Annotated in this window: 23 protein-coding genes; 15 read left to right on the top strand and 8 right to left on the bottom strand. The window is 48.9% G+C overall.

What is annotated here, in order from left to right; genetic code table 11:
• Positions 1 to 75 precede the first annotated feature (75 nt).
• From Q0698_RS05695 to Q0698_RS05670, 6 genes are all read left to right on the top strand, one after another.
• On the top strand, positions 76 to 2,271 hold the full coding sequence (locus Q0698_RS05695) for a YgiQ family radical SAM protein (protein WP_298634585.1): 2,196 nt from the start codon (positions 76 to 78) through the stop codon (positions 2,269 to 2,271).
• Between the two features lie 45 nt (positions 2,272 to 2,316).
• On the top strand, positions 2,317 to 4,527 hold the full coding sequence (locus tag Q0698_RS05690; RefSeq protein ID WP_298634583.1) for a DPP IV N-terminal domain-containing protein: 2,211 nt from the start codon (positions 2,317 to 2,319) through the stop codon (positions 4,525 to 4,527).
• Positions 4,528 to 4,837: 310 nt separating this feature from the next.
• A complete protein-coding gene (locus Q0698_RS05685) occupies positions 4,838 to 5,263 on the top strand; it encodes a cytidine/deoxycytidylate deaminase family protein (RefSeq protein ID WP_298634581.1) in 426 nt (141 codons plus the stop codon).
• Between the two features lie 14 nt (positions 5,264 to 5,277).
• Positions 5,278 to 6,690, top strand: a complete 1,413-nt coding sequence (locus Q0698_RS05680; RefSeq protein WP_298634580.1) for an alpha/beta hydrolase — start codon at positions 5,278 to 5,280, stop codon at positions 6,688 to 6,690.
• Positions 6,683 to 7,411, top strand: a complete 729-nt coding sequence (locus Q0698_RS05675) for an ATP-binding cassette domain-containing protein (protein ID WP_298634578.1) — start codon at positions 6,683 to 6,685, stop codon at positions 7,409 to 7,411. The genes Q0698_RS05680 and Q0698_RS05675 overlap by 8 nt, the downstream gene beginning before the upstream one ends.
• On the top strand, positions 7,408 to 8,571 hold the full coding sequence (locus tag Q0698_RS05670) for an ABC transporter permease (RefSeq protein WP_298634576.1): 1,164 nt from the start codon (positions 7,408 to 7,410) through the stop codon (positions 8,569 to 8,571). The genes Q0698_RS05675 and Q0698_RS05670 overlap by 4 nt, the downstream gene beginning before the upstream one ends.
• 138 nt (positions 8,572 to 8,709) lie before the next feature.
• On the opposite strand, the gene greB is transcribed toward Q0698_RS05670, so the two are convergent.
• Genes greB through Q0698_RS05650 form a run of 4 tightly spaced genes read right to left on the bottom strand, consistent with a single transcriptional unit; the run spans position 8,710 to position 11,871 of the window.
• Positions 8,710 to 9,204 carry a transcription elongation factor GreB gene (greB, locus tag Q0698_RS05665; protein WP_298634574.1) on the bottom strand — a complete coding sequence of 165 codons (495 nt, stop codon included), beginning with the start codon at positions 9,202 to 9,204 and terminating at the stop codon, positions 8,710 to 8,712.
• Positions 9,197 to 11,122, bottom strand: a complete 1,926-nt coding sequence (locus Q0698_RS05660; protein WP_298634572.1) for a prolyl oligopeptidase family serine peptidase — start codon at positions 11,120 to 11,122, stop codon at positions 9,197 to 9,199. The genes greB and Q0698_RS05660 overlap by 8 nt, the downstream gene beginning before the upstream one ends.
• A 2-nt stretch (positions 11,123 to 11,124) precedes the next feature.
• Entirely contained in the window at positions 11,125 to 11,601 is a 477-nt protein-coding gene (locus Q0698_RS05655; RefSeq protein ID WP_298634570.1) for a hypothetical protein, read from the bottom strand.
• A gap of 48 nt (positions 11,602 to 11,649) precedes the next feature.
• On the bottom strand, positions 11,650 to 11,871 hold the full coding sequence (locus tag Q0698_RS05650; RefSeq protein ID WP_298634568.1) for a hypothetical protein: 222 nt from the start codon (positions 11,869 to 11,871) through the stop codon (positions 11,650 to 11,652).
• 185 nt (positions 11,872 to 12,056) lie between these two features.
• On the opposite strand from Q0698_RS05650, the gene Q0698_RS05645 reads away from it, so the two are divergent.
• The 3 genes from Q0698_RS05645 to csrA all read left to right on the top strand — a co-directional run bounded on the left by Q0698_RS05645 (position 12,057) and on the right by csrA (position 16,637).
• The gene (locus Q0698_RS05645; RefSeq protein WP_298634566.1) at positions 12,057 to 12,911 is read left to right on the top strand and encodes an ion transporter; all 855 of its coding nucleotides are present in this window, start codon (positions 12,057 to 12,059) and stop codon (positions 12,909 to 12,911) included.
• Positions 12,904 to 16,251 carry a transporter substrate-binding domain-containing protein gene (locus tag Q0698_RS05640; RefSeq protein WP_298634564.1) on the top strand — a complete coding sequence of 1,116 codons (3,348 nt, stop codon included), beginning with the start codon at positions 12,904 to 12,906 and terminating at the stop codon, positions 16,249 to 16,251. The genes Q0698_RS05645 and Q0698_RS05640 overlap by 8 nt, the downstream gene beginning before the upstream one ends.
• 182 nt (positions 16,252 to 16,433) lie before the next feature.
• Complete coding sequence (gene csrA, locus Q0698_RS05635; RefSeq protein ID WP_298634563.1) at positions 16,434 to 16,637, top strand: carbon storage regulator CsrA; 204 nt, start codon at positions 16,434 to 16,436, stop codon at positions 16,635 to 16,637.
• Positions 16,638 to 16,663: 26 nt separating this feature from the next.
• On the opposite strand, the gene Q0698_RS05630 is transcribed toward csrA, so the two are convergent.
• The gene (locus Q0698_RS05630) at positions 16,664 to 18,199 is read right to left on the bottom strand and encodes a response regulator (protein ID WP_298634561.1); all 1,536 of its coding nucleotides are present in this window, start codon (positions 18,197 to 18,199) and stop codon (positions 16,664 to 16,666) included.
• A 101-nt stretch (positions 18,200 to 18,300) separates the two neighbouring features.
• On the opposite strand from Q0698_RS05630, the gene Q0698_RS05625 reads away from it, so the two are divergent.
• On the top strand, positions 18,301 to 18,933 hold the full coding sequence (locus Q0698_RS05625) for a response regulator (protein WP_298634559.1): 633 nt from the start codon (positions 18,301 to 18,303) through the stop codon (positions 18,931 to 18,933).
• A 91-nt stretch (positions 18,934 to 19,024) separates the two neighbouring features.
• On the opposite strand, the gene cmoB is transcribed toward Q0698_RS05625, so the two are convergent.
• The 3 genes from cmoB to Q0698_RS05610 are packed head-to-tail and all read right to left on the bottom strand — an operon-like array spanning position 19,025 to position 21,016.
• Positions 19,025 to 19,984: a tRNA 5-methoxyuridine(34)/uridine 5-oxyacetic acid(34) synthase CmoB gene (cmoB, locus tag Q0698_RS05620; RefSeq protein WP_298634557.1), complete on the bottom strand. Its 960-nt coding sequence runs from the start codon at positions 19,982 to 19,984 to the stop codon at positions 19,025 to 19,027.
• A complete protein-coding gene (gene cmoA / locus Q0698_RS05615) occupies positions 19,981 to 20,712 on the bottom strand; it encodes a carboxy-S-adenosyl-L-methionine synthase CmoA (RefSeq protein ID WP_298634555.1) in 732 nt (243 codons plus the stop codon). Before cmoA ends, cmoB begins: the two co-directional genes overlap by 4 nt.
• A complete protein-coding gene (locus Q0698_RS05610; protein WP_298634553.1) occupies positions 20,702 to 21,016 on the bottom strand; it encodes a hypothetical protein in 315 nt (104 codons plus the stop codon). The genes cmoA and Q0698_RS05610 overlap by 11 nt, the downstream gene beginning before the upstream one ends.
• 149 nt (positions 21,017 to 21,165) lie before the next feature.
• Here Q0698_RS05610 and Q0698_RS05605 point away from each other — a divergent pair, with 149 nt between their 5' ends.
• The 5 genes from Q0698_RS05605 (at position 21,166) to Q0698_RS05585 (ending at position 26,168) form a co-directional block, all read left to right on the top strand.
• Positions 21,166 to 22,440, top strand: a complete 1,275-nt coding sequence (locus Q0698_RS05605) for an FAD-binding oxidoreductase (protein WP_298634551.1) — start codon at positions 21,166 to 21,168, stop codon at positions 22,438 to 22,440.
• Between the two features lie 256 nt (positions 22,441 to 22,696).
• Positions 22,697 to 23,122, top strand: a complete 426-nt coding sequence (gene ndk, locus Q0698_RS05600) for a nucleoside-diphosphate kinase (RefSeq protein WP_121877153.1) — start codon at positions 22,697 to 22,699, stop codon at positions 23,120 to 23,122.
• Between the two features lie 21 nt (positions 23,123 to 23,143).
• Positions 23,144 to 24,289: a 23S rRNA (adenine(2503)-C(2))-methyltransferase RlmN gene (gene rlmN / locus Q0698_RS05595; RefSeq protein ID WP_298634548.1), complete on the top strand. Its 1,146-nt coding sequence runs from the start codon at positions 23,144 to 23,146 to the stop codon at positions 24,287 to 24,289.
• A 32-nt stretch (positions 24,290 to 24,321) separates the two neighbouring features.
• Complete coding sequence (locus tag Q0698_RS05590) at positions 24,322 to 25,107, top strand: tetratricopeptide repeat protein (RefSeq protein ID WP_298634546.1); 786 nt, start codon at positions 24,322 to 24,324, stop codon at positions 25,105 to 25,107.
• Entirely contained in the window at positions 25,104 to 26,168 is a 1,065-nt protein-coding gene (locus tag Q0698_RS05585) for a helix-turn-helix domain-containing protein (protein WP_298634544.1), read from the top strand. Before Q0698_RS05590 ends, Q0698_RS05585 begins: the two co-directional genes overlap by 4 nt.
• Positions 26,169 to 26,173 lie beyond the last annotated feature (5 nt).

The following is a 26,173-nucleotide window of genomic DNA, read 5'->3' as shown; positions in this document are numbered from 1 at the left end:
ACGGTGAAACTCCTGATTTGGCATTGGCGCTGGGATGAACGATAATGCCTGCACAGTTTTAGGCGATAACCCACAATGAGTTTAATCAAAGCACCACTTCTCTCTTCATACCCCAAATATTGGGCGGAATGCTACGGCACAGCTCCATTTTTGCCGATGTCTCGTGAGGAGATGGATCAATTGGGGTGGGATAGCTGCGATATTATTATCGTCTGCGGTGACGCCTACGTTGATCACCCAAGCTTCGGCATGGCGGTCATTGGTCGTTTGCTTGAATCACAGGGCTACCGAGTTGGGTTGATTTGCCAGCCAGATTGGACCAATGCCAAGGACTTCATGCGACTGGGCAAGCCCAACCTGTTCTTTGCCGTGTCGTCAGGCAACATGGACTCAATGATTAACCGTTACACGGCGGATAAGCGGATCCGTCACGACGATGCCTATACGCCAAACGGCGAGGGCGGCAAACGTCCAGATCGGGCGGTTATTGTTTACACCCAACGTTGCAAAGAAGCCTTTAACGAGATCCCGGTGGTTATTGGCGGTATCGAGGCGAGCTTACGTCGTATTGCTCAATATGATTACTGGAGCGATGAAATTCGCCGTTCTGTGCTCATTGACTCAACTGCTGATATTCTCCTCTACGGCAATGCAGAAAGAGCCATTATCGAGGTCGCTCTCGCGTTCTCTCGCGGAAAAACTGTGGCAGATATGCGCAATATTCGCGGCACCACGGTTGTGCTTTCCGATATTCCTGAGGGCTGGACGGAAGTTGATTCTACCCGTGTAGACTGGCCGGGACATATCGATCAGCTGTTAAACCCCTATGCAATGAGCGAAGAAGCCGCCAACTGCGACAAGGCTTCAGGTAAACCCGGCAATCTTGCAGTTGACGCCACAGCAGTTGACGTCGATGAGGTTAAAGCCGAGCCCATTCGTATTATTCCCCAGCCTTTGAAGTCCAAAGCGGACTTCGATAAAGCCAAGTCCTACATTCGTCTGCCTAGTTTTGAAAAAGTGGGTGCCGATGCAGTGTTGTATGCTCACGCTTCACGCGTGTTGCACCAGGAATCTAATCCTCACAATGCCGTACCGTTAGTGCAGAAACACGGCAATCGTGAAATCTGGGTAAACCCACCGCCAATTCCGTTGTTAACGGAAGAAATGGATCAAGTTTTTGCCTTTGAATATCAGCGTGTGCCTCACCCAAGCTATGGTGAAGCTAATATTCCCGCCTATGAAATGATTCGTTTTTCGGTCAACATTATGCGCGGCTGTTTTGGGGGTTGTACTTTCTGCTCCATCACGGAACACGAAGGGAGAATCATTCAGTCTCGCTCTGAAGAATCAGTGATTAAAGAGATCGAAGATATTCGCGATAAGGTGCCTGGCTTCACTGGCACGATTTCAGATTTGGGCGGGCCGACCGCGAATATGTACCACCTGAAATGTAAGAGTGATGATATCCAGGCAAACTGTCGTCGCTTAAGCTGTGTGTACCCAACAATTTGTAAGAACTTGAACACGGATCATACACCGACTACTCAGCTCTACCGTCGAGCACGATCGCTCCCTGGCATCAAGCGTATCGCGATTGCTTCAGGGCTTCGCTATGACCTTGCCGTTCGAGACCCAGAATATGTTCGTGAGCTCGTGACTCATCATGTGGGTGGCTATCTAAAAATTGCTCCAGAGCATACCGAAAAAAACACGCTCTCGAAGATGATGAAGCCAGAGATGGGTTCCTACTATGAGTTCAAACGTTTATTCGACAAGTACTCAAAGGAAGCAGGTAAGAAACAGTATCTTATTCCGTATTTCATTGCCGCTCATCCGGGCTGTGATGACGAAGACATGATTAATCTTGCTCTGTGGCTAAAGAAGAATAAATTCCGAGTGGATCAAGTACAGACTTTCTACCCATCGCCGATGTCATTGGCAACGGCAATGTATCACGCTCGCCGCAATCCCCTGAAGCGTGTTAAGTATAAGTCTGAGCAGGTTCATACAGCGCGCACGCTAGATCAACGTCGCCGTCAAAAGGCAATTCTTCGCTACCATGATGAAAATGGTTGGGACAATCTGCGTGAAGCTTTCACCAGCATGGGGCGAAAAGATCTGATCGGCTCCGGTGAGAATGCCTTGGTTCCCGAGGCATCAAAACGGCCTCAGCGACCTTCCGCTAGGCCGAAACCTAATGGAGTTCGCCGAACCCTAGAAAATAAAAAACAACCGGCGAAGCGATTCGCCAAGAAACGCAGCCCTAGATAGGCTGCGTTTCACCTTTTAGCTTGCCCAACAATAAGAGAGACCAATATGCGATTACTTCGATACTTAGTTTGCTCAGTCATGGCGTCGTCCGCGGCGCTTACGACGGCTGAACCACTGACCATCGAGCGAATTTTTGCTTCGCCTAGCATTTACGGAACAACCGTAAGAAATGTGCAGATGTCGCCAGATGGGAAGCGTGTGACTTTCCTTGCGGGCAAGACGAGCGATGCACAACAGCTTGATTTGTGGGAGTTTGACCTGGACTCAGGTGAGCAACGCTTATTGTTTGACTCTGATCGTTTGAATGCGAGCGAGGAGATTCTCTCTAACGAAGAGAAGGCGCGTCGTGAGCGTTTGCGTCTGCGCGGTAATGGTATCGTTAGTTACTCCTGGGCCGGAAGCGCTGAGCGACTGCTGTTCCCATTAGGTGGGGACGCTTATCTTTATAATCTCGCGGAAGATGAAGCAACGCGCCTATTAGACACCCCTGAATTCGAAACTGACATCAAGGTGTCACCTAAGGGAAATTACATCTCTTACATCCGCGACCAGAACCTCTTTATCAAGCATATTACTACTGGTGAGGAAACACAGATCACTCAGGATGGTGGTGGTGCCATTCGTAATGGTATGGCCGAATTCGTTGCCCAAGAAGAAATGGCTAGAATGACCGGCTACTGGTGGTCGCCGGATGAAAGTCAGATTGCCTTTACGCGAACCGATGATACTCAGGTGGCTACGGCGCTTCGGAATGAAATTTATGCAGACCGTGTTGACACGATTGAACAGAAGTATCCGTGGGCAGGTACTGCTAATGTGGAAATTGAATTAGCCGTATTTACCTTGATGGGCGCGCAGACTAAATGGATTGATTTGGGGGAAGAGAAGGATATCTATTTGGCGCGAGTTAATTGGCAGAAGCCAGGGCTGCTCACGTATCAGTGGCAAAACCGAGCGCAAACGCGCGTCGAACTGCGTCAGTACGATGTCGCAGCCGATGACGAGCACGTCCTAGTGGTTGAAGAACATCCTGCCTGGGTGAATTTGGACGCTGATATTCGTTTCATTAATGGCGGTGAACAGTTCATTTGGGCATCCGAGCGTGATGGTTTCAAACACCTATACCTCTATCGTGGTAACGGCGAACTGATTCGTCAGATCACCTCGGGAGAATGGGTTGTAGACGGCTTAGAAGCCGTTGATTTAGAGCGCGACTTAGTTTATTTCACTGGGCGCAAAGACACGGTATTAGAACGCCATCTGTACCAAGCGGGCTTGCTGGAAGAAGCGCCGATCGAGCGCATTTCGCAGCGCTCGGGTATGCATAATATTACCTTTAGCGGAGACGGCTCCCGTTATCTAGATACCTTTAGCTCGATTGATACGCTAGCGCAGGTCAGTCTCCACAGTCAGAGCGGGGAGCGACTGCTATGGATCAACGAGAATCCAGTTGATGATAACCATCCGATGGCGCCTTACTGGGATGAGTTAGTCACGCCAACTTTCGGCACGACACTCGCCGAGGACGGTGAGACGGTACTCCATTACCGCCTCTTTGAACCCGTGAATTTGGATACCTCAAAGCAGTACCCAGCACTCGTCTTTCTGTATGGCGGGCCAGGGTCTCAGCAAGTGACAAATAGCTTTAGTTCGCTGTTTTTAAACTATATGGCGCAGCAGGGGTTTGCAGTCATTACTATCGATAACCGTGGTTCGGCCGCGCGTGGCATGGATTTTGAAACGGCTATTCATCTCCGTACTGGCGATGTTGAGGTACGCGATCAAATCAAAGCGGTCGAAGTGCTGCGCTCAACCGGCTGGGTCGATCCTGAGCGAGTTGGTGTATTCGGTTACAGTTATGGTGGCTATATGACGCTGATGGCAATGTTCACCGCAAGTGACTACTTCGCTGCCGGGGCCGCTGGTGGTTCGGTGAGTGACTGGCGACTCTATGACACCCATTACACTGAGCGTTATATGGGGCATCCAGATACCAACGCCGAAGGCTATGATGCCTCATCGGTCCTTCCCTATGCGGAAAACCTAGTCGGCGATTTATTTATTTACCATGGCATGGCCGATGACAACGTGTTGTTTACCAATAGTACCCAGGTTTACCGTAAGTTACAGGAAGCGATGATTCCTTTCTGGAGTATGGATTATCCAGGCGAAAAGCACGGTATGCGTGACGCTCGAACCCGTACCCATCAGTATCGTATGATTGAACGATTCTTTAAGCAATCACTCGATAATTAGGCACGGATCAAAACGATCTCAATGGTGCGATTTTCCCAGCACCATTGAGATATCAGTGAGTTGGATGGTTCAACTTACTAATTTTCACCGTTAGCCGTTAGCCGTTAGCCGTTAGCCGTTAGCCGTTCACCCTTAGCCGTGAGCTAGGCAATAACCCCTCAAAAGTCGATATTTTATCTACGCTTCCCCACTTACAATCAAATCGATAAGATCTCCATCTGTGCCATTGCCATTAAATGGGTTACGTAGGCCATGCTTTCGAGTAGACTAATAGCCCAAGCAACCGCTATAAATATGAGGATTCATAGAGATGAGTGCTAAGTGGGCTGAACGTTTTTTTCAGATGGCTGATCTCGTGGCGTCTTGGAGTAAGGACCCGAGTACCCAGGTTGGTGCTGTCATTACGAAAGGCAACCGTGTGATTAGCTTGGGTTTCAATGGTTATCCCTCAGGAGTGAGTGATTCCGCAGGTCAAGATAGTCGCGATGTTAAACTACTAAAGACTATCCACGCTGAAGAGAATGCCATTTTGCATGCTAAACGTGATTTGGCTGGATGTGAGATTTTTGTTACCCATTTCCCCTGCCCAACCTGTGCCGCAAAGATTATTCAGACCGGTATCGCCAACGTCTATTGTAGAACTCAGTCAGATGAATTCCTCTCGCGTTGGGGGGAGAAAATTGCTTTAAGCGAAACCATGTTCGCGGAAGCAGGTGTCATTGTAAACTGGTGCTAAGCAAGGAGCTTTCATTGCGATTTTTATTACGTAGTATTTTTCTGATCACTCTGGGTTATTCCAGCCTTTCTCAGGCTGCAAGCTTAGGAGAGTGGTCATCTTGCTTTCGTGACGGTTACCCCAAACAGCTCGAATGTGCAGAATTAACGTTTGAAGATGGCGCAGTCTTAGCTGTTACCCGTAAAGCGGCAGTTAAGTTGGGCGGTACTAAACCCCCTATTTTTGTTCTGGCTGGTGGACCAGGCCAAGCTTCATCAGAGCTAGTGGTGCTAATCGATGCCGCCTTTGGGCCCAGTAATCAGTATCATGATCTGTACTTTGTCGATCGCCGCGCGACCGGCAGGAGTAATCCTTGGCAGTGCGCGCTTGACGAGACGGTGATTAGCGACGAGCAGATTTCCGCCGCCGTACAGGATTGTTTTGATAAATCAATTTGGCCGTTAGAGCAGCTAAATTCCAACACGAGTATCGATGATCTAGAAGCCTTACGCGTCATCATCGGAGCCGATACAGTTAATCTCTGGGGTGGAAGTTGGGGAACTCGATTCGCATTACTCTACGCGCAGCGTTACCCCGAGTCGGTAAATCGGATGGTATTAGATGGCGTGGCCCCCGTAAGTCTTCCCGTCTTAATTACGGCTGAAGCCGCGCAGGGTGCATGGGATGAATTGGTTTTACTTTGTCATAGTAATAACGAGTGTCTGCAGCGTTTTCCTCATCCTACGGAGCAATTAAATAATCTCTTAGCCTTCGTTGGCGAGGGGGTTTCGATTTCTGTGTTTGATGCAGCGGAAGGTCAGCAGGTTGAACAAACCTTAACAAGAAGCCAATTGGCACAAATTATTCGTGGTTTGCTGTATATGCCAGAAGTGTCAGGGCAACTATTTTATGTTTTGGAGCAAGCAGAAAAAGATAACTGGCAGCCCCTAGTAGCTTTGGCTTCCGGGCAAAACGCCGCGGCCGAATCTATGTATCTTGGACTAACTCTCTCAGTGCTCTGCGCGGAGGAATTCCCCCGAGTGAGTGCGGCGGATTTTAGCGCCGAAGCGGTTAAGGGTTTTGTAGGTCAATCATGGTTAGAATTCTGGCAGCTGGCTTGTGCGCAGTGGCCCACTGAGGTGCTCAACTACGATGAACCAACGGTACTGGAACATCCCACGCTACTTATCTCGGGAGCGCTTGACCCAGTGACTCCACCAAGCTATGCGGAAGTTAGCGCTCAGCGGTTGGCGAATTCATTAGAAATTGTCCTGCCCTATGGGGGGCACATGAATTCGATGCGCGCCTGTATGCCGACACAAATCGGCCGTTTTTTTGAAGCGAAAGATGACGAGATGGATGTCGAGTGTATTAGTAGTTTGCCACCTCCTTTATTTATGACCGAGGCCTTTGGCTCTCAATTAGGTGGAGGCCTAGCTAATGATTAACTATGAGGACGTCACTAAGTCATTTGCGAAAACACCGGTTCTCAAGGGCACTAGCTTTAGCGTGGCCGAGGGCGAATCGGTAGCGCTGTTGGGTGCAAATGGAGCGGGTAAAACCACGGCTTTGAGAATTCTCTGTGGTTTGATTGATCGAGACGGGGGCAATGTCCGTATCGACGGTTTTGATCCGGCTGTTAACCCAATTGAGGCGAGACGCCTCATCGGTGTGGTAGGAGATAGAGAAGGCCTCTATGAGCGCCTAACCGTCCGTGAGTATTTAAATTACTTTGGTGGCTTACATTGTCTCAGTCGCAAGGAGTGTGCGGCCGCGATTGACAGGGTGGTTACGCTTTTGAGGCTCGAAGCTTTGTTGGAGCGAAGAACCGCGGGCTTTTCCCAGGGTGAGCGCATGAAGGTGTCACTCGCTCGTGCACTCTTGCATGCCCCTAAATTATTGGTGTTGGATGAGCCCACGCGCGGACTCGATGTGCCAAGTGTAAGGTTATTGCGAGATGTCTTAAATCGTTATCGAGAAGACGGCGGCGCGCTGCTATTTTCTAGCCATGTTATGCAGGAGGTTGATGCTTTAGCGGATCGAATATTAGTGATGGCTGAGGGCCAAATTGTCGCGAACGGCACGTCGACTCAGCTCATTGCGCAGGCGAATGTAACAGGTCTCGAAGATGCCTTTGTTCGGTTAGCAAGAATGGAGGAATTGGTATGATCCAGTGGTTGTCTGCAATTAAGAAAGAATGGCTCGAAGCGATTAGAGATAAGCGTTCTATCGCCATGGCGCTGATTATCCCGCTGATGATGCCGGCGATGATGGGTGGTGTGATCGCCTTTTTAATCGAAAAGGAGTCTAGCTCTACCTTCGAAGTGGCCATTGTGAATAGCCAGTTGGCTCCCGATACGATCCCCCACTTAGCTGACGCTAGACTGAATGTTACGGCATTGGAGGCGGGTGTCTATGATCCCGAAGCGCTACTAGAGGACTACGATGCTGTATTGGTGTTGGGTGAAGGTTTTGTTGAAGACTTAGTCCAGTTTGCGCCGGCCAATTCAGAACTCTGGTACAACTCCAGTCAGTCAACGTCAAACGGTGCCGCTCGACAACTCAGAGCAAAGATTAGCGGTCTAAGTCGACAGCTTACGCAGCAACGAATGACCGGCTTTGGAGTACCGAGTGCGGCAATGCGACCAATCGCCGTGGTAAGTCGAGACACCGCGAAGCCAGGTAGTAGGGCGGCTATTGTGCTCGGCAGCATGCCGGGAATGATTATCTTTGCGGCCTTTGCCTGTGCTTTAGCCACGGCCATTGATACCACCTCAGGTGAACGCGAACGACTTTCACTTGAGCCACTGCTTGTGCAACCGGCCTCCACCTGGCTGTTGATGTGTTCCAAGTGGAGTGTGGTGGCCGCATTTGGTTGGATAGGGGCGGCGCTCACGGCAGTATTATTGAGTTTGGTGATGTCTTTGCTGCCATTGCAAGAGCTGGGTATTAGTTGGCAGGTTTCCTATTCGGCTTTAGCAATGGTCTGCTTCCAATTACTCCCGGTTGCGATGTTCGCTGGTGCGCTTATGTTATTGGTTGCACTGAAAGCTAAGAGCTTCAAAGAGGCACAAACATTGCTTGGGATTTTGCAGATAGCACCACTTGTTGGCTTGATGGCGATTGATTTGAGTGACAAGGTCATTGAGCAAGAACTATTACTCATCCCCTTTGTCTCGCAGCAGCAAATTATCAAAGCGTCATTTAGCGCCGACGCGAGCTTTGATTTGTGGGCGTGGGGTGGCGTAGCCATTACCATTGCACTGTCATTGGCTGTCTTATCATTAGCTTCAAGATCGCTGAATAAACCTCATCGTTTGTTGAGTTAGCTTAGTAGGGCAATCTATTAGCAGTTAGCAGATGGTATTTAGCTGGAGAGGTTCTTTCGGCACTCGCGGAAGGGCCTGCTCTGAGTCATGTCTTATCGTTATCGAGGTTCGTGATGGCAGGCAAAAGTAGCGAAAGACTTAGTACTCAATTGCTACGATGACGACCACTTTTTCTCCGTCAACTGTATTAAAGCTTACCTCGTCATCTAAACACTTTCCGAGAAGCGCCTTAGCGAGCGGCCCATCCATACTGATAAAGCTCGGTTCGCGATCGAATTCGTCGGGGCCCACTATGCGATATCTCTGCTCGACACCCTCGTCATTCTCAACGGTTACCCAAGCACCAAAAAAAACCTTATTGGAGTCCGTAGGTTTTCTATCCACTATCGTCACAGCGTCTAAGCGCTTAGTGAGATATCTGACGCGACTATCTATCTCTCGCAGTCGCTTTTTACCGTAAATATAGTCACCATTTTCCGATCGATCCCCATTCTTGGCGGCGGCCGATACCACGGCTGTGACTTGAGGGCGCTCTACTTTCCAAAGCTGACGTAACTCCTGAGTCATCAGCTCTGCGCCCTCAATGGTAATGTAATTTGACTTCTTTTCGCCCGGTGGTCGCCATCTACCCATGGTGCAGAGTTACCTCATTCTTGGCGCTACCCATTTTGGGTAGATCGCTAGAATCTATATCAAAGCCCAAACGCTGTGAGTAGAACCAATGTTCAGCCTTTAACACCTGATCTATGGTGTCGGCTTGGCGAAAACCATGGCCCTCGTTACTAAAGTAGAGCGCGGCGTGGGGAACGGAGCGCTTATCCAATGCTGCGGCTAGCAACTCAGTTTGTTCCGGCTTCACGACCTCGTCATCCAAACCCTGAAAGAAGATAATCGGACAGTTAATTTCGTCGGCATGAAACAGTGGTGATCGCTGTTGGTAAACCGCTTCACTCTCGGGAAGTTGACCGATGAGAGTACGATTATAACCCGCTTCAAATTTGTGAGTTTCCGCTTCTAGGGCGAACAGATCACCAATGCCATAATGACAGGCAGCAGCCTTAAAGGGTGATGTTCGCCGAAGCGCTTGAAGTAGTGTGTAGGCACCGGCGCTACTTCCTTTTATCGCGACTTGATTAGGATGGACTCGACCACTTTTGATGAGAAAGTTTGCCGCGGCAATCACATCGTCTGCGTCACGACGCCCCCAAAAGCCGTTGAGCGACTCTCGGTAGTGGCGCCCATAGCCTATCGATCCGCGATAATTTACATCCATCACCGCGTAGCCACGACTCGTCCAAAACTGAATTTTATAATTAATGGTCTCGGAATTGGCCGCCGTCGGCCCTCCATGCGCCATGACAATCAGCGGTGGTAAACTGCGCTCAATTCCTCTGTAGTGTGGATTCTTCGGCGGATAGAAATATCCATAAGCCTGGGAGTCATCCGTGGTTGGAAAACAAAGATGTTCCGGTTTGGATATCCATTCGATTTCAGTCGGCTCAAATGCGCTCATACGGAGTTTAATTAAGCCTTTACTTGGGCTCCAAGTACAGAGCGTTGGCAAGGTACACCAGTTTGAAGCGATAAATGCCACACCGTCTTCGAAGGCGTGCAGTGCTTCAAGTTGAGAAAAGGGGAGTTCAATCATTTCCGGCTTTTTGCCTGCAAGCGAAGCGTGCCAAAGCTGGGTAACGCCCTCCCGAGCGGATAGTGAGTAAACCTTATTGGCGTTGAAGCAATAGCTACTCCAGCCATAGAGCCAGAGTGGCCTGCCAATATCTCGATCGAGTTCAACCGCGACATCTTCATCGCCAGTCGTTAAGGAGTGTCGGTAAAGTTTCGACCAACCGCTGCGATCGTTACAGTACCAGAGGCTGTTATCGTAAAAGCGAGGCTGAAATACCCCGTCGCGGGGGCATTCCTCTAGTCGGGTAGGTTTACTTAGGCTGCCGTTACGGAAATCGGCAAGGGAAATAGTTGAGGCGTCCCAGTTCATCGTATCCTTCGACCAGCTCATCCAGGCGATGCGCTCTCCGTTCTCAGAAACAGTGGGAGCCGCACAGAAGTTGTCGGTGCGATAAAGCTCCCGATGCTCACCAGTGAGCAAGTGGATGAACTCGATCGTGGCCTCTGGTTGACCTGCTTCCGAGGGATGCTCACCAATAAACACTACGCAATCCAGCGCCGAACAATAATGAAAATCGGCATAATAGGCTTCAGACTTTGGAGAGATATTGATGACCCGGTGGTCGTTGCTAAGGTATATCTTCTGATCGCCTTTATTCACAAAAATCAATCCGTGCGGTGTTGGTGTCCAACACTGCCCACCGTAGATATTGGCCTTAGTGCCAATCCCGTAGGGTGTCTTAAGCACGCTGACACACTCCCCCTCAACCATGGCACAGACCGTCGTTCGACGCTCGTCAGCTACCGATTCCTGCCAATAGAGGACATCGTCACAAACTTGAGGATAATTAACCGAGCGATTAGCAGCGGTTAAGGTTGCTGCAGAGATCTTGGAAGGCCAGCTGCCAAAGCTGAGAGAGTGCATAATTAGAGCTCGGTTAACGCCTGTTGATAGCGCGTGTTGATGATATCAAGCGCATGCTGCTTGCGTCGCTCGATGACTGTTTGGAATTTTGCCACGATGGAAATAACTTGTGAATCCTCATCGTTCAGGCAGTGATTGTAGGCTCGAGATAATAGCAGTTGTGATTTATTAATAACCTCTACCGCATCATCTTCCCCGGTAAGTTGTAATCGCGTACTCAGTTGCTGTAAGCGGACTAGGTTTTCACCTAAAACGTCTAAGTGTGTGGTGAGTTGAGCACGGAGATGACGAGCAAGGCAAAGCTGAGCAACGGAAGCAGAAGTGCCAATTAGAATTGCCGCTTGATCTAGTAAGTCACACCGAAGTCTGGCCGAACTGCGATGGCTCACTGCAGAAGTTTGTATTAGCATCATCCCTGCTAGGGCCGCGGCTCCGCCACAAAAAACAAGCATCCATATATGAATGACAGCTAGCGTCATTGCATTGTCTCACCATTAATTGATATTGCAATTAGTGTAGACTCTAAATCAGACTTTATGTAATCGGCGTAACGCGCTCCCAGTAATGACTAAACCCGTTGCGATAAAAGCGAGAACCGGCACGCTAACGAAGGTAATGACTTCTTGAAACGCGAGCGGCATGAATAACACTGCCGTCAGTAAGCCAAGGCCAAATACCCAGTCGGCATAGCGAGGGTAATTGGATGCTTGATGGCACTCTGGACATTCTAACGGTGCCCCGCTTTTCATTGCGGCTCGATTTTTTTCGCTGCTGCGAAAGTCGGTTAAGAAATTTATACCGCAATGGGGACAGCGAGCGTTGCGTGGTTTTAGAAAGAACATAAATTTGTCTCAGTTTTAGATTACATGCTTTGGCAACTAGTATAACTGGTTTAAACTACACTCATAAGATTAAAGGCAAAGCTGGAGCAATAATGGAATTAAGGCGACGTTTATACGTCATCATTTTCGGTACCGATACCTCGGCAGGCAAACTGTTCGATTTGACGTTATTGAGCCTTATTATTGCGAGCTTCGTGGTCGCGGTCTTAGATTCGGTTGAGCAGTATCATGTAGAGTTCCATGATGTGTTTCTGTTGGCAGAAATCATATTTTCTCTAATCTTCGCCATTGAGTACGCTACACGAATTTGGGTTTCGCCAAATCGCTGGGGTTACGTCAAGTCACTCTATGGAATTATTGACCTTCTAAGCCTTTTACCAATCCTCTTTCTATGGGTTGATCCGTCCGCGGCTCATCTTGTCGTGGTGCGAGTACTTAGAGTGTTGAGGCTATTTCGAATACTGCGATTAACAGAGTTTCTTGTTGAGGAACAGCTGTTGATTCGTGCCATTCAGCAGTCGAGTAAGATGATTTTCATTTTCTTCTTAATTGTTGCTATTCTGGCTACGGTATTTGGTTCAACGATGTACGTAATTGAGGGGCCAGAACACGGTTTTAATTCAATTCCTGAGGGAATCTATTGGGCTGTTGTCACGATTACCACGGTCGGCTACGGCGACATCACTCCTCAGACGGCAATCGGCAAGTCGGTCTCAACGCTGGTGATGCTGACCGGTTATTCCATCATTGCAGTCCCTACCGGGGTGTTTACTGCCAGCTTGGCCAGTGAGCTAAAGTCAAATCATCGCAGTGCGTTTAGCTGCCCCCATTGTGGTCGATTCGGTCATGAAAAAGATGCGAATTATTGCAGACACTGCGGTGCGTCGATGTCGGCGAAGCGACAGACCGCTAAGCGATTGGCAACTAAGCGAGGCGAGGATGACTAAACTTCAGCACTATGTAATTATTTTTGGGCTGACAGTCGTTTCGCTATTCGCTAACACTTCGGTTAGCTCGCAGCCGGATCTACCTGAATATCGCGTCGCAGCTCCCGAATACTTCCCACCGTATTTAGACTTAAGAGATAGCGCGAATCCCCGTGGAGTCGTCGTTGATTTATGGCGTGAGTGGGCTCAGCGACAGGGCGTTGAACTGAATTTTATCGCCATGGAGATAGATACTGGAACCAGAGCGGTAGCATTTGGTGATGTCGATATCTACCTTAGTGTTTTAGGTGAATATCTGCCTTCTGCGGTGTTAAAGAAAGTGAAACCGTATTATGGAATTTCAGTCGGGCTATATCACACAGTGGGAATTAACCCTGAGGCCACAGGAATACGACTTGTTACCACCCCCATGCTGCAATATTCGCCTGAATTTACACGTTTTGCGAATCGTGTGGATAACCAACTTATTATTGTTGGTAACGATCAAGAGGCGATGCAAGCACTGGTGACGGGCGAAGCTGACGTTGCGATGGTCGGCTCTTCCATTGCGGCTGAGCGCTTTTTGGCAGCGCAGTTGGATCACGGTATTGTCTCGGATCAAAACTTTCGCGCCTTCAGCCTACTTTACCCTGTGGTGCGTAGTAACAGAACGGACCTGCGGCTATTGATTGACCGAGGCTTCGATCTCATCCCTAGGGAGCGATTAGCAGAGATAGAAGTCGCTCAAATTGATAGTTCAAGTGCTCGCTACTTTCATACCGTCAACAGTGGTATTGGGCTGAATGAGAGAGAAACCAACTTTGTTGAGTCGAGTGGTCCAATTCGCGTTGTTTTTCCAGAGGACCCCTACGCACCGTTCTACTTCGATAACCGAGATGCTTTGTCTGGGATTGATCTTGATTTGCTCAGGCTGCTGAGCGAACGGACAGGATTAGTCTTTGAAATTCAGCGCGTTGAAAGTTGGGCTGATGGTTTAGAAAGTTTAGAGAAAAAGGATGCTGACATTCTAACGAGTGTAGTGCGGACGGATGACCGCAGTGAATACTTATCCTTCACGGATTCTTACTACACCACCAACGATGTCATTGTGACGCGAAGAGACGTCAATGTTCGAAATCTCGGGGATCTTAGATATAAATTAGTAGCCTTACAGCGTGGTTGGCGTGTTTCCGAAGAAGTGCAGAAAGCCGTTCCCCAAGCTCGAATCCTGTTTACTAATAACGTTCAGGATGCCCTGAGTCTCGTTGCCAATGGGACGGCCTTCGCCTTTGTAGGTAACTCGCTGAATGCTAGTTATGAAATTGACCGGGGTAATCATAGCAACCTGAAAGTCGCAACACCGATTGATCTGGGAGAGCCTCCTGTCCATTTAGCAGTTCGAAATGATCAACCGGAGCTCGTCAGTATCCTAAATAAAGGGTTGGCGACAGTCACTGAAGAAGAGCTTACAACGGCTAGAAATCGGTGGTTTAGGGTTCAATACGACTACGGCCTTGATCGCGTTCGTTTCTATCGTTATCTAGGTGTATTTGGGCTGGTTATTGCTGGCTTCTTTATTGGTATTTTTCTCTGGAACCAACGTTTACGGCACGAAGTAAAGGCTCGTCAGAAAGCGGAGAGTGAATTGATCGCAGCGCGGGAAATTGCTGAGAGTGCAGCGGATGCGAAATCCTCATTTTTAGCAACCATGAGTCACGAAATTCGTACTCCGTTGAATGGCGTGCTGGGTATGTTGGAGGTCTTGGCGCAGTCCAGGCTAGACGAAGACCAGCAGGATCAACTCCACACCGTTCGTTCTTCTGGCGAGAGTCTCCTGGAGATTATTAACGATGTACTCGATTTCTCTAAGATCGATGCGGGTAAGCTAAATATCGAACGGATTCCTGTTGATGTAGTGGCCTTGATCACCCACGCTCACCAGGCGCTAGGGCCGGTAGCTTCTAAACAAGGTTTGCAGTTTAATCTTGTCTTTCATGAGAGGCCTTCCACTGGCTTTATGTTGGATCAGACACGTGTTCGTCAGGTGCTTATGAACTTGCTTGGCAATGCGCTGAAATTCACTGAACAGGGGAAAGTGGATATTGTCTTCTCGATGAGCACCGATATTGAGTGTTGGCTGAATATTAAAGTTATCGATACGGGTATCGGTATTGATCCTGATCAGCTTGAAACAATTTTCGCGCCATTTCAGCAGGCTGAGTCGAGTACATCGAGACGATTCGGAGGCACAGGCCTAGGATTATCGATCTGTAAGCGTCTAGTCGATCTAATGGGCGGCGAGCTAACCATTCGGCCCAACAATCCACGCGGTACGGTAGCAACATTCCGTTTCCCCGCTCAACCCTGCGCACTCCCGGCCATCGAATCGGTTCCATTAGTCGAGTCGGTGAGGCCTCTGGTGAGTGCCAAGTTACTATTAGTGGAAGATCACCCTACGAATCAGAAGGTGACCTTGGCTCAACTCGCTCGAATCGGTCTCGTCGCAGATGTTGCAGATAATGGCGTTGAGGCCTTAGCAGCGATGTCTTCGCAGCAATACGATTTGATTCTGTCCGACTGCCATATGCCAGAAATGGATGGTTATGAACTCGTGCAAAGAATTAGGGCCGATGAGCTGGAAAGAGGTTTGCCCGCGCGCCCCATTATCGCGACGACGGCGAATGCCCTCGATGGTGAGCGAGAACGCTGTTTAGAGCTCGGTTTTAGCGGTTACTTACCTAAACCATTTTCGCTACGGATGCTTCGCGATGAGTTGGCGAAATATCTATCGAATACCGACGAGAGTAGCCAAACTGACGTTATCGACCAGCGCAATGACCATGAGAGGTTGGAGTCGAGAAGTGAGCAACAGTCCCAACTTCAACCTCAACAAATAGCGCCAATAGAGAGGGCGTCAGTCGAAACTGCCGCACCGCACGAAAATGTCGCCGCCACGTTGAATTCGCGTGCCGATACGGCTCAGGAAAAGATAGCGCCCGTCGCAGATTTTGGTGAGCTGAAGACATTGGTGGATGATCCGGCCTTACTCGAAAATTTATTGATGGAATTTCTTCGCTCAACACATGCCGACTTAGTGGTAATGAAACACGCGGAGTTGATGGGGGATGCCAATCAGCTGCAGGGTTCAGCACACCGTATAAAAGGCACGGCACCAATGGTGGGCGCGAAGCGACTGGCTCAGTTGGTCACTGCGGTAGATCGAGATGCGAAAGCAGGGCGAACTGAAAAGTGGACGGAGACCAAAGCGGCAATTGAACAATCGTGGCAGGGTTTTCTTGATAAGGTAGCCGAGGAATTTTCGCTAGATCTTTCCGAGATTGACCGATTCAAAGATATTTAGGCGTAGGCAGCGGTTGTCTCGAGGGCTATCCCATCAATACCTGAGTCAAATCTCTGCGAGTAATTGCTTACTAATTAGGTGGTCTTTCGGATATTAAATTAGTGTCTAGAAGATGATAATAAGCTCAATGGGGTAATAACACAGTGGTTTGTTATTGCCGAACTAGATTCATGGAGTGAGTGATGTTGATCCTAACCCGAAAAATTGGTGAAAGACTGGTAATTGGCGATGACGTCGTTGTCAGCGTTCTAGGGTGCCGAGGCAACCAAGTTCGCCTTGGAATCGAGGCGCCACGTGATGTGTCTGTTCATCGCGAAGAAATTTATGACCGAATTCAAAACGAAGATGATGATATTGAGCCTTCAGAGCTTATTGTCAATTCTTAATCGAAACGCGCTTTGGGCGCGTTTTTTTATTGCTGAGTTTCTTCGTCAGCAAGCGGTAGATCAAACCAAAACGTCGTGCCGCCAGACTGCTCCCTGCGATAGCCAATGTTACCTTGGTGATCTTTGATGATAGTCTTACAGACGCTAAGGCCAATTCCCATTCCGTTTTTCTTGGTAGTATAAAAAGGATTGAAGAGTTCGTTCTCAGCTCCTTCAGCAAGCCCAACCCCACGATCTCGCACTGATATTTGTACTGTATCTCCTCGTATCACCCCAGTAACCCAGAGGCCAAGATCCCTCTCGGCACTATCGGACATCGCTTCCAGTCCGTTGCGGATTAGATTGAGGGCAACCTGCTGAATTTGTATTGGGTCAACGAATACTAAGGCATCGTCAAGCCGCAAATCTAGGTGTATTTGTACTCCATTATTACGGGCGTCAACCTCAGCGAGCTGCACAATTTCTAGGACTAGTTCGTTGGGTGCGTAGAGTGCTCGACCATCGACAGGGCGCTTTACAAAGTCCCTTAGCCGTTGAATGACTTCACTCGCGCGTAGCGCTTGCTTTTCCATCTTCTGAAGGGTTTCTATGAGACGTTCAGGGGGGTTCTCCAATTTATTAGCAAAACGTTCACAGACTCGCGCATAGTTAGAGATTGCGGTCAACGGTTGGTTCACCTCATGGGCAAAGCCGGCGGTCATTTCACCCATAGTACTCAGGCGCTCAATATGAGCCAGCCTTTCACGTTGCTCCTTGAGTTCCTCAGCAGCTTTATTAAGCGCATCATCCTGAGCGAGTTGCTCGGTAATGTCTCGAAATACGAGCACTGCACCTTCAATTTCACCGCGATAGCGCGTTGGCGTAATAGAGAGCGATATTGGGAACGTTTTCTGATTTGCCGTCAGCATATCAATGGTCTCACTAACGAAACTCTGCCCTTGATTGATTAGCTGCTGAATGATTAGCCGATCACTGGCTTCAAAAATGCTACCCACCGTTTTGTCCATCAGCGACTGATTACCCCAGCCTGTCAATTGCTCGGCGGCGCCGTTGATTAGCGTGATTCGGCCGTCTCGGTCGGTGCCGATGATGCCCTCATTGATGGATTCGAGAATTCGTTGGTTTTGTGCCTCAAGTTGACTATTTTTACGAGCGAGACGGTCCTCTAGATGTTTGGTTCTAAGATGCGTTTCCACGCGCGCCACAACTTCAGCTCCAGAAAAGGGTTTGTTGACGTAATCTACGGCACCGACACTGAAGCCCCGAACTTTGACCTGACTATCGTCAACAGCCGAGAGAAAGATAACAGCGGAATCGGCGGTATCGGCGTCAGCCTTAAGTCGTTCACATACTTCAAATCCATCCATATCGGGCATCATTATGTCAAGAAGTACAAGGGCTGGGCGGTGATACTTTGCTTGACGAATAGCCTCCTGTCCGTTGCTAGCGGTAACTAAACGATAGGGCTTATTTGCCAATACTAACTGCAACATCGATAGCGCGGTTGGATGATCATCAACCAGCAGTAGGCAGTCCTGTTCTTCAATATCGTTATGATCCATTGGAAATAGTTGTCCTATTGTGGATTAATAGCTTAAGCAATGGTCTATTTTAGTCTACGCTTATACAAAGCAAATAACACCCTTAGGGATATAGGTTAGGTATGACAGAAGAAAATGCAATGGTATTCATCGTTGAAGACGATGAGGCAGTTAGGGATTCTATTGAACTAATGATGGAATCAGTGGATCAACCAGCGAAGACTTATGTGGATGCTCAAGCATTTCTTGATGACTACAACTCATCAATGTCTGGCTGTATTGTCATGGATGTGCGAATGCCAGGAATGAATGGCATGGAGCTCCATCGCCGACTGAATGAACTGGGGTGTAATCTCCCAATCATTTTTGTGACGGGGCATGGTGACATTCAGATGGCGGTCGAAGCCATGCAAAATGGTGCGCTGGACTTTGTGACTAAACCCTATCGTGAACAGGAGCTTCTGGACACAATTAGTCGTGCTCTCGATAAGGATGCGGCAAAGCGCCAATTCTTGATTGAGAAGCGTGTGGTGCAAGAGCGCCTCGCGACGCTCACGGCACGTGAGACCGAAGTCATGGAGATGATGGTTGACGGTAATGCCAACAAGGTGATTGGTATCGACCTTGGTATCTCTGAGCGTACGGTAGAAATTCACCGCGGGCGCGTGATGAAAAAGATGAAGACGCATTCGCTGGCGGAATTAGTGAAGATGGTGCTGGTGGCCAAGGGCCGTTTAATGCCAAAGGCCGTTTAATACGGCTTGAGTGTCATTGATTTCTATGACTTCGGGCGCCATTGCTAATTAGCCGGTAGACAAAGTTGTACTTGTCATACCTGCTTTGCGGTTAATTAGTTGGCGCCTCGGCAATAATCACAGCTCTTTTCGGGGCTGGGTATCCCTCTAATGTCTTAGTACTGTCTTCAGGGTCCAAGAAGTTCGCTAAGCTATGATAGGTCATCCATTCTGTAGTACGCTGTTCCTCGGTTGAGGTCACGCTCAAATCCACCACCTTTACGTTTTTAAAACGTACTTTTTCAAGCCAGTTTGTCAACGTTGCTACCGACGGTAAAAACCAGACATTACCCATTCGAGCATAGCGTCCAGACGGAACGAGACTATAGCCTTCAGGGCCATCGACGACCAGCGTTTCAAGTACCAGCTCACCGCCGGGGCGGAGGGTGTCTCGGAGTTCGATCAAATGATCAATGGGGGACTTGCGATGATAGAGGACCCCCATGGAAAATGTGGTGTCGAAGCAGTGAAGTTTTGCAGGCAAGTCCTCGATACCTAGTGGTAACACTTGAACATTCTGATATTCCAAATACTTCTGTAGTACTCGAAATTGCACGTTAAAGAGTGGTGTTGGGTCAATGCCTAGTGTGAAGGCGGCGCCAGCGCCGTGACTTCGCCAACAGTGATAGCCGCTGCCACAGCCTATATCCAATACTTTTCGTCCGCTTAATGGGCTGAGATAGGAAATAAGTCGTTGCCACTTCCAATCACTGCGCCACTCAGTATCAATATGGGTGCCAAATAGTGAGAACGGGCCTTTGCGCCACGGGTGAAACTGCATGAGCTGTTCACGCAGGTCTATCTGCTCGCTGCCGTTTATGGTGACCGTATCCAGGTCGGTACGACGGGTATCTACGGGTAAGTCTGGCAGTTGATCTAGTGCATCAAGCCAGCGTGGCAAATCGCCGTAGCGTTGTTGATTAAAACGAGCGCTAAGTTGCTCGGCTAAGCCGTTCCAGGGCGGGATGCCAGCGTCGGACATCGCCTTTAAAGCATTATTGAAATCAATCATTTGATGGCCACTACCGAGGCGAAATTGAAGCACTGAAACCACACATCGATACTGCTGAAGCCTGCGTTAGCAAGTCGGGACTCATGATTCTTGATGGTTTCGGCACGAAGATAGTTCTCTAGAGAGCTTCGCTTTTGCGCAATTTCTAAATCGCTATAGCCATTACCGCGCTTAAACTCGTGATGAAGTTCGGTATTGAGCTGCTGAAGATGTTCATCTTCAAAGCGAATCTTTTCGCTGAGAATAAGAATTCCACCGGGTTTCATGGCGGCAAAAATACGCTTAATAAGCGGGCCGCGCTCTTCAATAGGGATAAATTGCAGCGTAAAGTTGAGCACCACCACCGATGCATCGCTCAGCTCGGTTGCTTGCATATCCTCTAGGCGTAACTCGGTGCCGATAGGTGAATCGTTAAGCGCCACGATATGGCTGCAGCGCTCAATCATAGCGGGTGAGTTATCCACACCAATAATTCGGATCGAAGCATCATCCACATGCTGTCGCATCGATAGCAGCGATGCGCCTAGGGAGCAACCGAGGTCATAGATGCGACTGTTGGCTTGAGCAAAGCGCTGTGCCATCACTCCGGTCATGGCAATAATAGTTTCGTACCCAGGCACTGAACGAGTAATCATATCTGGGAAACATTGTGCTACTCGATCATCAAATTTGAACTGATGAACCTCGGTGAGCGGATTAGAGTAGACACTGTCCTTATTACTGCCCATTCGATTCCTCTGAATCCGTTTGGATCTCACAAGCTTTGGCTACATGACGGATGGCGCCACTTGCGCAGGCATCACAGGCATTTGAGTAAGTTCGCCACTCGCCTTGGGAATCTTGACCACATACGGGCATATATTCCATGGTACAGATAGTCAATGCACCATCGGCTGGGAAGTGAGGGCACTCAACTTCAAGGGTTTGAGATGTAGCCCCAACGTCATTTTCCGCCCCGGATAAACCAAACGGCGCGCAGGCTGATAGGCTTAATAGTAGCAAAAATGTGCCAAAAACAACTCGATAGGTCATGAAAACAGCTCCGTTAGAGGGATGGAGCGTTATTGTAGTGACACTGAAGGGTCACCGCAATTTTTTGTATCGAGCGAAACTTCCTTTCGATGTTGAATTCGGTGTACACTCTGTAAAATATATTTTACACGCGATTCAGGATTTAAAGCATGAACGAACACATTCAGTCCTATTATGCCGCTACGGCGAATGAACTCATCACTCGGCCTGCACTTAAGGGTGAACAGCGTGCCGACGTATGCGTTGTCGGCGGCGGGTTTACCGGCGTTAGCGCGGCGCTAAACTTAGCTGAGCGTGGCTACAAGGTCATTCTTCTAGAGGCGAATCGAATAGGCTGGGGCGCCTCAGGACGAAATGGTGGTCAAGCTAGTGGTGAGCCTCGCCATGACCAGGAGGATCTTGAGAAAAAAATTGGTAAGGAAGATGCTAAAGCTCAGTGGGACCTTAATTGGGCCGCGATGGATGAGATGAAGCGTCGGATTAAGCAACACAAGATTGAGTGTGATTGGACGCCAGGTATCATTCATGCCTGTTACAAGAAAGCAGACGAGGAATGGTACAAGGGCTACATTGAAAAGCTGAATAATGATTACAACTGTGATTGGATCAACTTTGTCTCAGCCGATGAAATGTCTGAAAAGCTAGGCGCCAAAGTCTTTAATGGTGGTCAGCTTGATAGTCGCTCCGGCCATGTTCACCCGCTTAACTATGTCTGTGGTTTGGCTAAGGCTGCCGAAGAAGCGGGGGCGACTATCTACGAAGCTTCCCGCGTTATTAGTTATGATCAAGGTGAGCCAACGCGAATTGAGACTGCTGACGGCGTTGTCATCGCCGACTATGTCGTCCTTGGCTGCAACGGCTACCTCGAAAAATTAGAAAAGCGTGTAGCGGGTAAGATTCTCCCTATCAACAATTTTGTGGTGGCCACTGAGCCGCTGGGCTATGACCGTGCTCGTTCACTTATCCGTGATAATGAGGCGGTTGTGGACTCTAAGTTTGTCGTCAATTACTGGCGCCTCACGCCGGATAATCGCCTCTGCTTCGGTGGTGGTGAAAACTACGGCAAGAAATTCCCCAAGGATATTGCTAGTTTTGTTCGCAAGCCGATGCTCTCCATTTATCCCCAGTTAGATGATGTAAAGATTGACTATGCATGGGGCGGAACTTTAGCGATCACCATGAACCGAATGCCACACTTTGGGCGTTTAGGTAAAAATATTTTCTACGCTCAGGGCTATTCTGGTCATGGTGTCGTTTTGGCTTCCTTTGCTGGAAAGTTAATTGCCGATGCTTTGGCAGGCACCGCTGAGCAGTTCGATGTTCTGTGTCGTGCACCTACCTATACTTTCCCTGGCGGCACATTACTGCGCTATCCAGGTATGGTTGCAGGGATGCTCTGGTATGCAATGTTGGATCGTTTGTAAGCACTAGATTTGTCAATTGTTCGCGTTCAGACTCGGACATTGACTTGTCCTCCTTGAAATCTCCCAGCCTCGTTAGTACGTCATTACTAGCGAGGCTACGTCAGCTACGCATATCTACCATCACATCTAGTCTATAATTCACTAGCTTAGCTTCGCCCTACGCACTATAATTGCGCGATTTTTTTGAAAATGAGCGTGCTGTAAGTGTCTTGGCAATTACACGCGATCTACTTATCGACTTAATGGAGTTTTAAACATGGCGATCGAACGCACTCTTTCTATCATCAAGCCTGATGCGGTTGCAAAGAACGTAATTGGCGAAATCTACACTCGTTTTGAGAAGGCTGGCCTAAAGGTTGTTGCTTCTAAGATGAAGCACCTTTCTCAGAAAGAAGCTGAAGGCTTTTACGCTGAGCACGCTGAGCGTCCTTTCTTTGGTGCATTAGTTGAATTCATGACATCTGGCCCAGTAATGGTTCAGGTTCTTGAAGGCGAGAACGCGGTACTAACTAACCGTGACCTTATGGGTGCAACGAACCCTAAAGAAGCTGATGCTGGCACTATCCGTGCTGATTTCGCTGAATCAATTGATGCGAACGCTGTACACGGTTCTGACTCTACTACCTCTGCAGCACGTGAAGTCGCTTACTTCTTCGCCGCTACAGAGCTTTGCCCACGCTAATTTAGCGTTGGTGATGATGCGATGACTGTTGAACAGGTAACGCCAAAGGTCAATCTGCTGGGTATGTCCGAGCAGAAGATGACTGAATTTTTCGCCAGTATTGGTGAAAAGTCGTTCCGTGCCCAACAGATCATGAAGTGGATTCACCACCTAGGGGCGGAGGATTTCGACCAGATGACCAATATCAGCAAATCGCTCCGCGAAAAGCTGAAGGAAATCGCCGAAATCACGCCCCCTGAAGTTGTCCAGCGCTGGGATTCGAAAGACGGTACTCGTAAATGGCTTATTCGCGTCGGCGAAGGTCAAAATGTCGAGGCAGTTTATATCCCCGAAGCTGGGCGAGGGACACTCTGTGTTTCTTCGCAGGTGGGTTGTGCACTGGACTGCTCTTTCTGTTCTACCGGAAAGCAGGGGTTTAATCGCGATTTAACGGCTGCCGAGATTATCGGTCAGGTGTTTATTGCCGCCAAATCATTTGGCCAACTTGAGCCAAAAGGCGACCGTAAGGTCACCAATGTTGTGATGATGGGTATGGGCGAACCGCTGATGAACTTCCACAATGTGATGGACTCGATGAATATTATGATGAGCGACTTCGGCTATGGAATTTCCAAACGCCGTGTGACGTTATCAACTTCGGGCGTTGTGCCGATGCTCGATAAAATGGGTGACTATACCGATGCATGCCTGGCAATCTCTTTGCATGCGCCGAATGATGAGCTGCGTAATCAGCTAGTACCCATCAATAAGAAATACCCTATTAAGCAATTACTGGATTCGGCTAAGCGCTACATTACGGGCCTTTCCGATAAGCGCGATATCACCATTGAGTATACGCTTATCAAAGAGGTGAATGATCGCCAGCACCACGCCGAAGAATTGGCTGAGCTATTGCGTGATATTCCCTGTAAGGTAAACTTAATACCTTTCAACCCGTTTCCGTTGTCAGATCTAGAACGGGTTAGCAATAATGCGCTGTATCGTTTTCGCGATATCCTGCACAATGCTGGCTATGTTGTGACAATTCGTACTACCCGAGGTGATGACATCGATGCCGCCTGTGGGCAGCTAGCGGGTCAATTCTATGACCGAACGCGCCGCCGCGAACGCTATGAAGCACGCGCGCAGGATCAAGAAACAATTATTCCAGTCAAGCAGGTTCCTTAATCCGTTGGCTGATTGCTAACTAGGAAAAGCAGATGACAAAAATGTTAACGCCTCATCACCACCTGACCAAGTTGCTAATGTCGCTGGTGGTCGTTGCTGGGCTAGCCGCTTGTACTACAACCACGACAGGTGACTTGGGTGAACGTAACCCAAACGCTGCGCGCGATGCCTATATTCAACTTGGCGAAGAGTATCTCAAAGTCGATGACCGCGAAAGTGCTAAACAACGGTTCTTTAGAGCGCTCGAAATCGATGATGATGCAGCGGGAGCCTACACAGGATTAGCCGTAGTATATCTTCGCTCCTCGGAATATGAAGACGCCGAAGAGTACTTCAAGAGAGCCTTGCGAGCAGACAGTGACTACACTCCTGCTAAGGTTCAGTACGGTGCATTCCTACTGGATCAGGAGCGCTATCGTGAGGCCTGCCAACAACTCGAACGGGCTACTGAAGACCGAGATTGGAATCAACGCCATGTAGCGCTCTTTTACTACGGTCGTTGTAAGTTCAAACGAGAGGATTTTGACGAGGCTGAACGAGCGCTGATGCTGGCGAATCGCATCAATGTTCGCTTTGCACCCTCCTACTTAGAGTTGACTCAGGTTTATCTTGCTAAAAACGAACTGTCTTTAGCTAAGTCCACCTTGAGCGAATATTTTCGATTCGGTGCCGAGACGCCTGAAGCATTACTCGTCGCCATTAATGTTGAGCGTGCGTTCGGTAATATCGCTGCTGAGCGAACCTTCGCACAGCAATTACAGTTGCGCTATCCCTACTCAGATGAGTGGCTTGCCTATCGTGAGATGAGTGATCAATGAGCGAAACAGAACAGAATTTAAATAACTTTCAACGACTAGGGCTCAAACTCGCCTCGCATCGTGAAGCCGCGGAGCTGACTGTTGAACAGTTAGCGCAGTTACTTCGCGTGCTACCAAAGGTCGTTACAGCAATTGAAGCAGGCGATGAAGCGCAGCTGCCAACACGGGTGTTTATACTAGGTTATATCAACTCCTATATTCGAGCGCTGGAATTAGATGAAGGAAGCTTCTCGGATGAATTGGCAGAAGTATTCCCCAAACCGGCCGAAATGTCAGTTTCCCATCGGATTGATGGCGGTGTTGATAAATCTGAGATCTTTAATGATCAAGGGGAAATGCCTAGCTGGTTGAAAGGCCTTACCCTGATATCTGTGGTACTAGTGATAGCAGCCGTATTGGCTTATATGTACCTCCGACCCGCCAATACGCTAGTGGGATCGCCCCAGGGAGCTGACAGAACCGAAGTTAACAGTGAGCCGTTAGTTATAAATACAGATACTTCCCCAGTTAGCCGAGGAGCAAGTGGCCTTGACGCTTCTCCGGACGAATCGGTGGCTATGCAAACTTCGCCAGATGAATCGGTCGCTGTTCAAACTTCGCCAGATGATTCGATGACTACTCAAACTTCTTCAGGTGAAAGTCAGGTTGCGGCGAGCGATCTACCGCTGGCAGAGCCAGCGCCTGTAGGGAGTGAACTGGAAGCTAACTCTATTGAAGCGACCTCAAATTCCGACGAGGCTACCTCTGGGCTCATTGATCCGGTTACCACGGTTGATGAAGCCACGGTTGCTCCAGTGATTCGAGAAACCATCGTTGGTGCGTCGGGACAACGCTTGGAAATGACGTTCAATGCTGAATGCTGGGTTGAGATCAAGCGCGAAGATGGCTCGCTTTTGGTTGGCGATTTATTTAACCCAAACCGTCGCCTCGTCGTGAATATCGATGAGCGCGTTTCGATTCTATTGGGTTATGGTCCAGCAGCTAGCGTGACGTATGCGGGCGAAGTCGTTGATTTTAGAGTTCGAGATAACGCTGCGGCGTTCTTCTACGTAGGAGAGTAGGTCAA

Source organism: uncultured Umboniibacter sp. (assembly GCF_947497555.1).
In the GTDB taxonomy this organism is placed as follows: domain Bacteria; phylum Pseudomonadota; class Gammaproteobacteria; order Pseudomonadales; family DSM-25080; genus Umboniibacter.
The sequence above is the reverse complement of the archived record's forward strand: the minus strand, read 5'-3'. Positions and strand labels throughout refer to the sequence as shown.